Source organism: Collinsella sp. D33t1_170424_A12, assembly GCF_015554865.1.
Taxonomy (GTDB): Bacteria; Actinomycetota; Coriobacteriia; order Coriobacteriales; family Coriobacteriaceae; genus Collinsella.
This window is the reverse complement of record NZ_JADNJJ010000079.1, coordinates 1-11,752: the sequence shown is the minus strand read 5'-3', so window position 1 is coordinate 11,752 and position 11,752 is coordinate 1. Positions and strand designations below refer to the sequence as shown.

The 11,752-nt window shown below is 65.0% G+C and carries 12 protein-coding genes and 1 pseudogene; 2 read left to right on the top strand and 11 right to left on the bottom strand.

Annotated elements, in window-relative coordinates; translation table 11 throughout:
• Positions 1 to 295: 295 nt before the first annotated feature.
• The 9 genes from hypB to I2E26_RS03790 form a co-directional block, all read right to left on the bottom strand.
• Entirely contained in the window at positions 296 to 973 is a 678-nt protein-coding gene (gene hypB, locus I2E26_RS03830; protein ID WP_195419670.1) for a hydrogenase nickel incorporation protein HypB, read from the bottom strand.
• A gap of 88 nt (positions 974 to 1,061) precedes the next feature.
• Positions 1,062 to 1,415 carry a hydrogenase maturation nickel metallochaperone HypA gene (locus I2E26_RS03825; RefSeq protein WP_147587466.1) on the bottom strand — a complete coding sequence of 118 codons (354 nt, stop codon included), beginning with the start codon at positions 1,413 to 1,415 and terminating at the stop codon, positions 1,062 to 1,064.
• A gap of 8 nt (positions 1,416 to 1,423) precedes the next feature.
• Positions 1,424 to 2,203: a twin-arginine translocase subunit TatC gene (gene tatC / locus I2E26_RS03820; RefSeq protein ID WP_147587465.1), complete on the bottom strand. Its 780-nt coding sequence runs from the start codon at positions 2,201 to 2,203 to the stop codon at positions 1,424 to 1,426.
• Positions 2,203 to 2,772, bottom strand: a complete 570-nt coding sequence (locus I2E26_RS03815; protein WP_195419669.1) for a twin-arginine translocase TatA/TatE family subunit — start codon at positions 2,770 to 2,772, stop codon at positions 2,203 to 2,205. The genes tatC and I2E26_RS03815 overlap by 1 nt, the downstream gene beginning before the upstream one ends.
• Positions 2,773 to 2,889: 117 nt before the next feature.
• Positions 2,890 to 3,204 carry an STAS domain-containing protein gene (locus tag I2E26_RS03810; protein ID WP_147587463.1) on the bottom strand — a complete coding sequence of 105 codons (315 nt, stop codon included), beginning with the start codon at positions 3,202 to 3,204 and terminating at the stop codon, positions 2,890 to 2,892.
• A 46-nt stretch (positions 3,205 to 3,250) separates the two neighbouring features.
• Positions 3,251 to 3,955, bottom strand: coding sequence for a tetratricopeptide repeat protein (locus I2E26_RS03805; RefSeq protein WP_195419668.1), 705 nt, complete (start codon positions 3,953 to 3,955; stop codon positions 3,251 to 3,253).
• An 8-nt stretch (positions 3,956 to 3,963) separates the two neighbouring features.
• A complete protein-coding gene (locus I2E26_RS03800) occupies positions 3,964 to 4,353 on the bottom strand; it encodes a hypothetical protein (RefSeq protein WP_195419667.1) in 390 nt (129 codons plus the stop codon).
• 109 nt (positions 4,354 to 4,462) lie between these two features.
• Entirely contained in the window at positions 4,463 to 5,167 is a 705-nt protein-coding gene (locus tag I2E26_RS03795; RefSeq protein WP_195419666.1) for a ubiquinone/menaquinone biosynthesis methyltransferase, read from the bottom strand.
• A 1-nt stretch (position 5,168) separates the two neighbouring features.
• Positions 5,169 to 6,470, bottom strand: a complete 1,302-nt coding sequence (locus I2E26_RS03790; RefSeq protein ID WP_195419665.1) for an aminotransferase class I/II-fold pyridoxal phosphate-dependent enzyme — start codon at positions 6,468 to 6,470, stop codon at positions 5,169 to 5,171.
• Between the two features lie 99 nt (positions 6,471 to 6,569).
• On the opposite strand from I2E26_RS03790, the gene I2E26_RS03785 reads away from it, so the two are divergent.
• Complete coding sequence (locus I2E26_RS03785) at positions 6,570 to 6,827, top strand: hypothetical protein (protein ID WP_195419664.1); 258 nt, start codon at positions 6,570 to 6,572, stop codon at positions 6,825 to 6,827.
• Between the two features lie 188 nt (positions 6,828 to 7,015).
• Here the strand turns inward: I2E26_RS03785 and I2E26_RS03780 are convergent, their stop codons facing one another.
• Positions 7,016 to 9,139 carry a dipeptidase gene (locus I2E26_RS03780; protein WP_229056391.1) on the bottom strand — a complete coding sequence of 708 codons (2,124 nt, stop codon included), beginning with the start codon at positions 9,137 to 9,139 and terminating at the stop codon, positions 7,016 to 7,018.
• Between the two features lie 315 nt (positions 9,140 to 9,454).
• Positions 9,455 to 10,810 (bottom strand): Na+/H+ antiporter NhaA, encoded by a 1,356-nt coding sequence (nhaA, locus tag I2E26_RS03775; protein WP_195419663.1) that lies wholly within the window; start codon positions 10,808 to 10,810, stop codon positions 9,455 to 9,457.
• Between the two features lie 416 nt (positions 10,811 to 11,226).
• Between nhaA and I2E26_RS03770 the strand changes: the two are divergent.
• A pseudogene (locus I2E26_RS03770) lies at positions 11,227 to 11,752 on the top strand (sodium:calcium antiporter); the annotation flags it as partial.

Genomic DNA, 11,752 nt, shown 5'->3' with positions numbered 1-11,752 from the left:
CGGTAGACCGGGGTGTTGTACACCTTGTCGTTCTTGGGCTTACCGGTGGCCAGCAGCTGCGCAATCTTCTGCGCGGCGATATTCTTCTCTGCAATGACGAGCTTCAACGTCGCTCCTTCGCTACACGTACAGGTAATGTCAGAAGTATAGCGACTTGCGCGGCGATGGCGAATCATGCACGATTTCTGCGCGGACGGGCAGATCCAAACCCCCATTGAAGATCGAGCCGGCGCCGGGCGCGGCGGGCGACGCCGCTCCAAGCCGCTCGGCCCTCGCGCCGAATGCGCGCGCCCGTCTATGCGCGCGCGGCCTCCACCTGCCCCGCCAGCCACGCGCACCAGGCATCCATGCCGTCTCCGCGCGTCGCGCTCACGCAAAACCTCGGCGCGCAAGGATTGAGCCCGTCGAGCGCGGCACCGTAGCAGTCCATATCGAAATCGAACGCGGGCGCCACGTCCATCTTGTTGAGCAGAAGCGCGCCGGCGTGCTGAAAGATACCCGGGTACTTCAAGGGTTTGTCATCGCCCTCGGGCACCGAGAGGAGCATCACGGAGAGGTTCTCGCCCAGGTCGAAATCGACGGGGCACACCAGGTTGCCCACGTTCTCGATGAAGACCACGTCCAGGGCGTCGAGGCCCACGGCCTCGTCGAACGCATCGGCTGCCTGGCCGATCATGGCCGCTTCGAGGTGGCACAGCCCGCCCGTGTTGATCTGGATGGCCGGCATACCAGCCGCCTTGACGGCCAGGGCATCCACATCCGAGGCGATATCGCCCTCGATGACCGCACAGCGAAACCGCTCGCGCAAGCGCTCATGCGTTGCCAGGATCATCGAGGTCTTGCCCGAACCGGGGCTGGAAAGCACGTTGACCACGAACGTCCGCGACGCGCGGAACCGTGCACGCAGCTCGGCTGCCATGCGCTCGTTGCGCGAGAGCACGGGCTGTGCGATATCGATGGTTCGAGCCGCCATGCGCGCCTACCTTCCAACCTCGTTGCGACGGACGCGCGCCAGTCGACATGCCGCGCACCGAGACCCGAACCGCGCGCATGCGGGCGCGTCAATCGGGGCTGTCAATCTCCACGCTGATGATATCGAGCTCGCGGCCGCGCAGCGTTAACGTTTGTCCACTGCCGCATATCGGGCAGCGGCAGCGCAGGCGGTCGTGATCGAACTCCGCGCCGCAGCGGATGCAGGCGCTGCGAGGGGACACGTGCTCGATGCGCAGCTCGGCGCCGCGCGTAAGCTCGTGCTCATCGCGCAAAGACCGCCACGCGAAATCAAGCGCCTCGGGCACGAGCTCGCGCATATCGCCGATGCGCAGCGAAACGGCGACGACGCGCGAAGCCTGGGCCTCGCGCGCCGTACGCAGCACAACATCTATGATTCCCGACACAACACCTAGCTCATGCACGGTTGCGCCTACTCCTCGTCCTCGTCATCGAACAGGCTGAGGCGGCCCTCCTTGAGGCCGGCCTTGCCGTCGCGCTTCATGATCACGAAGCGCGTCACGAACAGGGCGAGCTCGTATAGGCCGATCATGGCCGCATACATATAGCCCATGGTGACCGGGGAGGCGTCGGGCGTGACGACGCCCGCGACCACGAGCAGGCCGACGTATACATAGCGCCAGGCCTCACGGAACTTCACATACGGAACGATATGGAACACCGCAAGGTAGAACACGATAAGCGGAAGCTCGAATGCCACACCGAAGCCGATCATGAGCAGGATCTCGGTGTTGATGTAGTCCACCAGATCGGGCAGGGCCGCGCCGATGGCCTCGGTCTCTCCGATGAGGAAGCCGAAGGCCGGCCTCAAGATCACGAAATAGCAGAACAGCATGCCCAGGAAGAACAGGGCGGTGGCGCTGAGGATGGTGGGGACGACCCAGCGGCGCTCGTTGGGCTTAAGCGCCGGCAGGAAGAACGCAAGGACCTGCCAGATGATCATGGGGCAGCACATGACAAGCGCGAGCTTGAACGCAATGGAGAAGCGGACGCTGAAGCCGCCGAGGGCCGTCATGACATAGAACTTGTCGGCGAACTCGCGGATGGGGTCTTGCAGGATATCGATCACGACGGGCGTGGCGAAGTACATCACGAAAGATGCGACGAGCACCGAAACGACCACGATGGTGAGACGGCGGCGCAGTTCGCCGAGATGGTCGAACAGCGGCATGCGGGCGGGTCCGATGGGCATTAGTTCTCACTCCCCTCTTCGACGGCGACGGACGCGGCGTCGGCGTCGGCGTCAGACGCGGCCTCGACGGCGCGGCGCTTGCGCGGGCGGCGCGCATAGAGGTCCTCGGTCGTGCGGATCTGCTCGGCCTCGGGCGCCGGCTCCTCCTCAGGTTCGGGCTCGACCGTGGGGACGCTGTCGGCGGCCGGCTCGGAAGCGGCAGCGCCAGGCTCGCCGCCCTCCTGCTCCTTCTGGGCCTTCTCGGCAGCCAGGCGGGCACGACGCTCGGCAAAGGTCTCTTTGCGGCGCGGCGCGGCCTCGGTCCCATCGGCCAGGTCGGCATCGAGGTCGTCATCGGATGCCTGGGCCTCGGCGGCCGACTTCTTAGGCCTGACGGGCGCAGCCGCAGCGGCCGCCATGGGATCGATGACCTCGGACTGAACGACCGAGGTCATCTTCTCCTGCGTCTCGCGGAACTGGCGTAGGGCACGGCCAAGCGTACGGCCCATCTGCGGCAGCTTGTCGGGACCGAAGAGCAGGAAGCCGAAGATCACGATGATCATCAGCTCGGTGGAACTGATTCCAAACACGATGCCTCCAAGAGTTCTCCATGCAAGGGAGCCGCAGTTGCGCGCTGCGGCCCCCAAGTAGTCAACTGTACGAGTATACCCCGCGCGACGCGATGCGGGCGCGAACATGCGCGGGCTTTACGCAGCGCTGATACCGATCTCTTGATCGAGGCCCAGCAGCTGGGCCACGCGCAGCACGTTGGGCTGGGCGTTAACGGCCTCGAAGCCCTTGCCGCCGTCGTGCGCATGATGGGCCGCACCCACCAGCACGCCGATGCCGGTCGAGTCGATATAGGACACCTCGGCGAAATCGAGCACGATCTTCTCGGTGGGCTGGGCCAGCGCGTAATCGATGGCCTCGCGCAGCTTATCGGCACACGAGATATCGATTTCACCGGCAACGCTCAGAAGATAGCGCTCGGGCGAGGGATTGGTTTCGATGACCAGTTCCATGTCTTACTCCTTTATCTTGCAGAACATCAATGAATCGGACGCTTCGCTAGCGCTTGGAGGAACCCGCGGGAGCACCGTCCAGGGCATCGAGCCGCTGCTGCGCATACGCCCGGGCGTTATAGGTGTTCTGGGCATCCGCCTCGATGGCGCGCCCATACGCCGTGCGAGCGTCCTCGACGCGGCCGTCGGCCTCGTAGAACATGCCGAGGTTGGCCCAGGCGGGTCCAAAACCCGCGTCTGCGGCAACGAACGCCTCCAGCGTATCGACAGCCTTGGCGCGGTCCCCCGCATAGAAGATGCTCACCGCCCGGTCCACCTCGGCGGACTTGGAGCCGGGGTGCTCGGCGAGGTACCGGTCGTAATAACCGATGGCCTCGTTGAATAAGTCGGTCACGTGCTGCTCGTCCTCGGCCCCCTGCGCGTGCGTCATCGCCGTCGCACCCCAGTCGAAGTAGCCGTTCGCCAGATTGAGCAGCGTAGAGGGGTCGGCCGGGTTGGCATCGTACTTGGCGCGCAGCTGCTGGGCCGCCGCCCCGTAACTCGCGTCGACGTCCGCCATGGTGTGGCCGTCAGCCTGCCCTTCCTGCTGGACGCCGGCATGCCGCTGCGCGGAGCCGGCCGGAGCATCGCCCTTGGGCGCTGCGGGAACGCCGCCGAACAACACGACGGCGGCGATGGAGATCACGGCGATGAGCAAGACGACCACGACCGCCGAGCGGACGCGGCGGCTCTGGTCATTCGAAAAAGCCATGCCGCCCCCTACGATTCGGACGAGGCGTCATCGGCGAGCGAGGCGCTCCCGTCCTCGTTGATGGCGAGCTCGGGATGGCCATCGGGCAGCGTAGCCGAGGAGGCATCGCCGGCGCCCACCTGAGCTTGGGACATCTGGGCGCTCTCGCTCTCGAGCTTCGAGATGGTCGCCGTCGTTCCCACCAGGTAGCCGATCACCACGCCGAGCACCAGCGAGATGGCGGCGATGGCCAGAACCATCCAGAACGGCGGCGCATCGCGGCGCGCGGAGGGCTCGCGCTCTGGCGCTTCGGCGTCCGCCGGCGCGGCGGCGTCCTCCACGATGACGGTATCCTCGGAAGCCGCTGCGACCTGAGCCTCCATGAGCTCTTGCTCGTCGTCGAAAAACTCGTCGTTCATACACTGCCTCCGTATGTCCGCAACGTTCATATGCGTTGTATTGTAGCCGCATCGACCGGACGGTCGTGAAGAATGCACGCGATTTGCATGCACGGAACGCTCGGGCCGCCTAGCGGACCGCGGTGTACACCGCCACGATGCCGCCCGTGAGGTTCTCATACGCTACCTGCGAGAAGCCGGCTTCGCGCAGCTCGCCCGCAACGACCTCCTGCGGGGGGAACGCCTGGATGGAATCGCGCAGGTATTCGAAACCCGACCGATCCCCCGTAACCAGACCGCCGACGAAGGGGATCATGTGCGCTAGGTAGAACCGGTACAGCGCCCGCCACAGCGCATTCGGCGGCGTGCCGAACTCGAGCACGACGTAGCGCCCGCCCGGAGCGAGCACGCGCGCCGCCTCCGCCATGGCACGGCGACGCTGGGAGAAATTCCTCAGGCCGTACGCGCAGGTGACCACCGTGAACGAACCGTCAGCATACGGCAGCTGGTGCGCATCCACCACGTTGAGCGCGCACGCGACCCCGCGGCCGGCACCCGACGCGATGCGCTCCCCCGCCACGTCGAGCATCTCGGGCGTAAAGTCCGTCAGCTCGATCGACGCGGGCGGGCAGGCATCGCACAGCGCGAAGGCGACGTCGCCCGTACCGCCCGCCACATCGAGCACGCGGTCGTCGCCCGTGCAAGCAGCGGCTCGAGCGACGCGACGCAGCCAGCTCCGGTAGATACCGAAGCTGGACAGCGCGTTGAACACATCGTATTTGCGAGCGATCTGCGAAAAGATACCCTTCACGCGCTCGGCATGCGCATCGGCCATGCTAGGCGCGCGCCTCCGCGGCGAGCTCGGCGGATACGAGCTTGACAGCCAGCACGAGCACGTCGAGCGCCGCCTCGAGCTCCTCGACCGCGGGATAGCTGGGCGCGATGCGAATGTTCGTATCGAGCGGATCGTCGCCCGGCCATGTGGCGCCCGCAGGCGTGAGCTTGACGCCCATCTCGGCGCACAGGGCCGCCACGCGCTTCGCAGAGCCCGCGGGGCCGTCGAAGGAAACGAAGTACCCGCCGCGCGGATGCGTCCAGGTAGCGCAACCCGTCTCGCCCAGGCCCTCGGACAGCTTGCGCTCGACCGCCTCGAAGCGGGGGCGCAGGAAATCGGCATGCTTCTTCATGTGCGCGCGAACGGCGTCGAGGTTGGGCAGGAAGCGCACGTGGCGCAGCTGGTTCATCTTATCGGCGCTGATGAGGCCCATCTTGAGCGACGAAGCGACCTCGGCGATGACGGCGGGCGACGCGCCCACGAAGGCCACGCCGGCGCCCGGGAAGGTGATCTTGGAGGTGGAGACGAAGGCCACGACGCGGTCCTCGTACTCGGTGCCGGCGGTATAGTCGAAGATATTGGCCAGGTCGTCGGTCTCGTCGTACAGGTCGTGCACGCAGTAGGCGTTGTCCCAGAAGATGCGGAAATCGGCAGCAGCCGTCTTCATGGTGGCCAGGCGGCGTACCGTCTGCTCGGAATAGGTCTCGCCGGTGGGGTTGGAGTACTTGGGAACGCACCACATACCCTTGATGCTGTCGTCCGCGGCGACCATGGCCTCGACGACATCCATGTCGGGACCCTCCCCCGTCATGGGAACGGGGACGTTCTCGATACCGAGGTCCGCCGAGATGCCGAAATGGCGGTCGTAACCGGGAACCGGGCAGAGGAACTTCACGGTCTTGCCGCCGTGGTTGGCGGCATACGAGCCCCAGGGCTCGCCGCCCAGGGTGCCGCAACGCCAGAACTGGCCGCACACGTCGTGCTCGATCAGAAGGCTGGAGGAACCCAGCACGAGCGTCTGCTCGGCGGGAACGCCCAGCATCTCGCTTGCAAGCGCGCGCGCCGTGGGAATGCCTTCGAAGCAACCATAGTTGGAGCAATCGACCGCACCGTCGTGCAGATCGGAAGCGGAATCGATCAGGTCGAGCATGGGGCGCGAGATATCGACCTGCTGCGGAGAGGGCTTGCCGCGCGCCATATCGAGCGCGAGCCCGCGCGCTTTCACGGCATCTACCTGGGATCGAAGCGCGGAGATTGCAGCATCGAGCTCGGCTGCGTCCATCTGCTGATACATCGTCTGCATGGGAAACCTTCCTTTGGCGATACCTACCCACTCATGCTCAAGTAGTATAGCTATTCTGATGAACGACCCATGCTCCGCGCCGTTTAACTTGGAGGAATCATGCAGATGGGAATGTTTCAAGCCGAGGAGTTCGGCGACCTGCAACGTCTGGTAGACGGCATCTTCTCGGACGGACGCGCCACGGTCGATCGGCTCGACACGGTCGTGCAGGCCGAGATCTTGGATCTGGTGCCCGACCTCATGGAGATCGTCGAGCTGCTCCCGCCGGGCACCTACGATCGCCAGCGCCTGTGCGACCAGATCAACTCCGCCCTCGCCGCGCATGGCTGGGGCGCGACATACGGTACCGTCGAGTAAGGCGCAGCGCAGACCGGGCAGTCGACCGGCGTGCCGCCGGCCTGCACGCCGCCCGGCCCCCTCATATGCATATGAAAAAGCGGACGGAAACCCCACGTGGGATTTCCGTCCGCTTCGTTATGCGCAGGCGGGGCTGGCAATCGGGCCTTCCACCTGCGCGCTCGCACGTCGCGAAAGGGGCGGCGCGCCTAGCAGACGCGGTCGCGATTGTTGCGACGGGCACGGCGAACGCCGACCGCGACGGCCCCGGCGCCGGCGCTCGCCAGCGATGCGAGCGCGAGCATGCTCGCAGGGTCGCCGGTCTGAGCCAGGTGGCCCGGGGTGCCGGGTTTCTGAGAGGGCTTCTGGGCAGGCGTCTCGGGCTTGGGCTCCGGCTTGACGGCGGGCGCCGTCACCGTGATGGTGGCCGCGGTCGAATCGGCAACCAGGCCGCTCGCGTTGGTCACGCGGCAGAAATAGGTCTTGTCGCCGACGATGGCGGTATCGACGGGCATGGCGGCGGCCTTCACGCCGGTGGAGACGAAGGTCTCGCCGTCCTTCACGAACCACTCGTAGGCCAGGGCGCCCTCGCCGTGGGCGTTCTTGGCGGCAACGGTCAGGTCGGCAGCCTGGGCGCCCTGCTCATAGGTGGCGCTGGCGGGCTGCTGGGTGATCTGCGGAGCCACGACGGCATCGGCGTACAGCACGGGGGTGGCAAGGTCGGTGCCCTCGGCGTTCATGTCGGAAGCTGCGAAGGGCTTGGAGAAGTCGCCGGCGGTAATGTAAGCGCGCATCTCATCGAGCAGCTTGTCGCACTTGAGGTAGGTCTGCTCGACGACGGCCATCTGGGCCTTGTTGGCAAGAGCGGTGCGGCCCTCGGCGGGCGTGCTCTTCATGACGGCGTCGACGACGTCCTGCTGGGCGATGATCTGGGCCTGCAGGGCATCGAGGTAGGCACGGGTGCCTGCAGCCATGCTATCGCGATGGTTGTACGCAAGGGTGTTGATATCCATCAGCACGAAGGGCAGGGAGTTCTCGGGCTCTTCCTTCATAGCCCACTCGACGTTGTCCTTCTGGCCGGGACCCTGATGGGTCTCGTCGCAGTTGAGGTCGCTGAAGTACGGGCTCACCTCGGTGAGGAGGGCGGAGTACAGCGGCACGAAGACGGAGAACTCGGCGCGGGACAGCGCCTCCCACTGGACGGTGGCGATGTCGGCGGTCAGGCCGTCGCGGATCTGGAACATGTGGCTCTCGACCGTGCGGTTGTTGCCGATGGCGCCGAACGCAGCATCCTTGTTGGCGTCGACATCGGTGCCCTCGCCGCGCGCGGCAAGCGAGCGCAGGATCTCGTTCGTGGTCCAGCCGCCGCGACCGGGCGTGAAGAACTGGGTGGGCTCGGTAAGGTTGGTCACACCCTTGCCGGGCACCACGGTGTAGCGATCGGCGGCAAGCGGAGCCTCGAAGTAATGACGACCCTGGACATAGCGGGTGGTGGTGCCGCTGCTGTGGTCCACATCGGAGACACCGTAGGTGGAGGCGATATCGGGGGTGCCGTCCTCAAACGTCTTGAGCAGGCCGGCCTCCTCGGGCACGGAGATAAGGCCCTTGGAGTGCAGGCAGGTCTTGGTGTCGTCCAGGTCGACCTTGAAGCGTAGGTTGCCCATGTTGGGATTCACGGAAACCTGGTCCTCGGGCATGATGTAGGCGACCCACTGGTGGCCGGAAAGCGCGCAGAACAGCCAGGTCTCGTTGGTATCGGAGATGGTGATCTGGTCGCGGCCGCTGGCACCCTGCTCGTCGATCAGACGGCCGAGCAGCTCCACGCCCTCGCGCGCCGTCTTGGACTCGCCCAGGATCACGCCGGCGTAGGTGTACTCGCCGATACCCGTCTTGGTGCTGGGGTCGACTGCCTTGATGTCGGCGTTGTAGTTGGTGGTCAGCGTAGCGGAGCAGGAGACGCCGTGCTCGTTGATGCCGGCCTCCGAATACGCGTCGTGGCGGTCGTTCCAGTCGCTAGGATGGTCGCGCACGTAGGTGTAGCGATACGACGTCTTGTCGCTCGTCCAGTCGAAGTCGGACTCGTCAGACGTATAGTGCGTGTTCTTCTGGGGCTCCTGGATACCGAAGATCTTCACATGGCGCGATGCATAGTCCTCGGAGCGGCCGACGTAGCGGTCGCCGTTGGCGGTGTACTGACCGGGCACCCACACCTGCGTGCACGCAAGGGCGCTCAGGGGCGCAGCGCCGATCAGCGCGGCTCCGACCATGAGGCCGCACGCGAACTTCTTAAAGCGAAGCGCGCCGCCTCCGTGAGGTGAATTGATCTTGAGCATATCGCTCTCCTTCCTTGGCCGATTGCTCGCGGCAAGGCGCCGCACACGAACCAGGCAATCGACCGCATGTTTCATAGTAGCCCCGACGATGAATAAACTGGTATGGCCGATAGAAGCCGCTCGCGTGCGGGCAGTTTTCATCGGCCAGTGGTCCGCCCTATGTGAACCAGCACTTTAGCAGAATAGATAGCTGCTCATTTACGCGTATATGTGTATTTACCATTTGTTCATATCAATAGTTTATGCATTTTTTTGCCATCAGATTGCATAAAAAGGCGCGGAACCATGGTTCCGCGCCCCTCTTGAGGCCCTTTCCTAGTCGGTCGACGCCGCCCGGCCGCACACGCGCCTCATGTACACCATGCCTACAGCCGCAGCCGTCAGCGACCCCAGCAGAATTGCCGCCTTCGCCGCCAAGACCTCCGTGGGCTCGACGGGAAACGCAAGGCCGGCGATGAGGATCGACATCGTGAATCCGATGCCCCCCAAAAGGCCCACGCCGACGATATGCCCCCACGAAACCCCGCGCGGCAGGTCGCAGATGCCCGAGCGCACCATGAGCGCCGTCATGCCGATGATCCCCAGCGGCTTGCCCAGCACCATGCCGAAATAGGTGCCCATGGCAACCGGATCGAGCGCCAGGGCCAGCGGGTCGACCCCGACCAAACGCACCTGGGCGTTCACGAACGCGAAGACGGGCAGGATGATGAAATTCACCGGCGTCGAGATCATGCGCTCGAGACGCACCAGCGGAGGCGCCACGCGATGCATCACCCGCTCCGCGCCCAGGGTCGCCTCGGTGAACTCGGGCTGGGCCAGAATATGCGCGTCCTCATCGTAGCGCTCGACCATATCGGGCATGTAATCGTCCATCCAGTCGTTAAGGTTGCCCAGCCTGATCCCCGAGCGCGCGGGCACGGCAAACGCCACGATCACGCCCGCGAGCGTCGCGTGAATGCCCGACTTGAACAGGCAGACCCAAAGAACCAAGCCCAGCAGCAGATACGGCGGAAGCAGGAAGTGCTGCGTCTTGTTGAGCCAGAACAGGGCGGCCGTGACCAGGGCGGCGCACGCCAGCCAGAAGAGGTCGGGCGTACTGCCGTAGAAGATGGCGATAGCCGCGATGGACACCAGGTCGTCGGCGATGGCGAGCGTCGAGAAGAACACGCGCACCCCGGCTGGCACGCGATCGCCCAGCAACGACAGCACGCCCAACGCGAACGCGATGTCGGTTGCCATGGGGATGGCCCAGCCGTGCATCGCCCCGCCCTTGTTGAAGACCGCGTAGATGCAGGCGGGAGCGACCACGCCGCCGATGGCGGCCAACATGGGCAGCAGCGCCTGGCGGGGCCGGCGCAGCTCCCCCACGGTCATCTCGTACTTCAGCTCGATACCCACATGCAAGAAGAAGATCGCCATAAGGAAATCGTTCACGAACACCTCGAGCGACAGCACCACCTCGTGCGTGCCCAAACCGACGTGCACGGGTTCCATCAAGACATGATGGATCGCCTCGGCGGCGTCGCTATTCGCGCAGACCACCGCCGCCACGGCGGCAAGCACCATCACCGCGGCGGCGATGGTCCCGTTTTCCGAAATGCGCTCCCACATGTCGTGCAGACGAATGCGGCGGCGCTGTGCTTCCGTAAAGAGCTTCTCGCGAGCGTCCATGGCCCTCCTCGCCCCCCGGCGCCCGCACTCCATGCGCCGCCCGGGATGCCTGGCATACAGGGCGCGCACCCGCGCACCCACCGGTACTTGCAATCCATCCTACCCAGCGGCGTCATTAATGGGACATATGTCCAATATCAGTTCCATAGCGATTACAAAACTGAAGGGGATCGGTCGCGACGCGGGTGCGCATCTTGTCTACAACTCGCCCATAAAACGTCCATTAACTGGCAAAACCCTGCAGAACGGCCCATCTTTTGGGTAGTATGGAAGCATCGATACCGCGCGCATAGCTTCACCCATATCTCGGCACCCCTGCCTTTGCAGAGGTGCCGACTTCTGAGTAAAGACCCCATGCGCCACCTGTTCCCTTCGAACGGACGGGGTGCGCCCCTCCGAGACAGGAGACCCGCGATATGGTCTTGAACCTCCTACTCGTCTTTCTCGGCATCGCCATGCTGGTCCTGGGCGGCGACAAGCTCGTCGAGGGCGCCACGCACATCGGCAAGCGCTTCGGCATGTCCGACCGCGTGGCGGGCCTTACCATCTGCGCCGTAGGCACCTCCATGCCCGAGGTCTTCGTAAGCGTGACCTCCACCATCGGCGGAAACTCCGGCATGGCCGTGGGCAACATCATGGGCAGCGATATGGCGAACCTCCTGCTCATCCTGGGCGTATCGGCCATCATCGTGCCCTTGAACCTGGCCCACCGCACCACCCGCGTCGAGGTTCCCATGAGCATCGGCGCCGTGCTTGTGTTCGCGCTCTTCGCCAACACCGGCAACTCGATCAACGCCGTCGAGGGCGGCATCCTGGTGCTGCTGTTCCTCCTCTTCATCGCCAACAGCGTCATCGCGGGCATGCGCGAGGTCGAGGACGACGAGAAGGCCGGCGTGAAAACGGCCGAGGAACCCGATGACGGCCACTCCCTCGTCCGGGACT

Bases quoted from the DNA above. Each gene is read 5' to 3' on its own strand.
- hypB (WP_195419670.1), bottom strand. From the start codon at position 973: ATGGCGGCTCGAACCATCGATATCGCACAGCCCGTGCTCTCGCGCAAC.
- I2E26_RS03785 (WP_195419664.1), top strand. From the start codon at position 6,570: ATGCAGATGGGAATGTTTCAAGCCGAGGAGTTCGGCGACCTGCAACGT.
- I2E26_RS03795 (WP_195419666.1), bottom strand. From the start codon at position 5,167: ATGGCCGATGCGCATGCCGAGCGCGTGAAGGGTATCTTTTCGCAGATC.
- I2E26_RS03790 (WP_195419665.1), bottom strand. From the start codon at position 6,470: ATGCAGACGATGTATCAGCAGATGGACGCAGCCGAGCTCGATGCTGCA.
- nhaA (WP_195419663.1), bottom strand. From the start codon at position 10,810: ATGGACGCTCGCGAGAAGCTCTTTACGGAAGCACAGCGCCGCCGCATT.
- I2E26_RS03800 (WP_195419667.1), bottom strand. From the start codon at position 4,353: ATGAACGACGAGTTTTTCGACGACGAGCAAGAGCTCATGGAGGCTCAG.
- tatC (WP_147587465.1), bottom strand. From the start codon at position 2,203: ATGCCCATCGGACCCGCCCGCATGCCGCTGTTCGACCATCTCGGCGAA.
- I2E26_RS03810 (WP_147587463.1), bottom strand. From the start codon at position 3,204: ATGGAACTGGTCATCGAAACCAATCCCTCGCCCGAGCGCTATCTTCTG.
- I2E26_RS03780 (WP_229056391.1), bottom strand. From the start codon at position 9,139: ATGCTCAAGATCAATTCACCTCACGGAGGCGGCGCGCTTCGCTTTAAG.
- I2E26_RS03805 (WP_195419668.1), bottom strand. From the start codon at position 3,955: ATGGCTTTTTCGAATGACCAGAGCCGCCGCGTCCGCTCGGCGGTCGTG.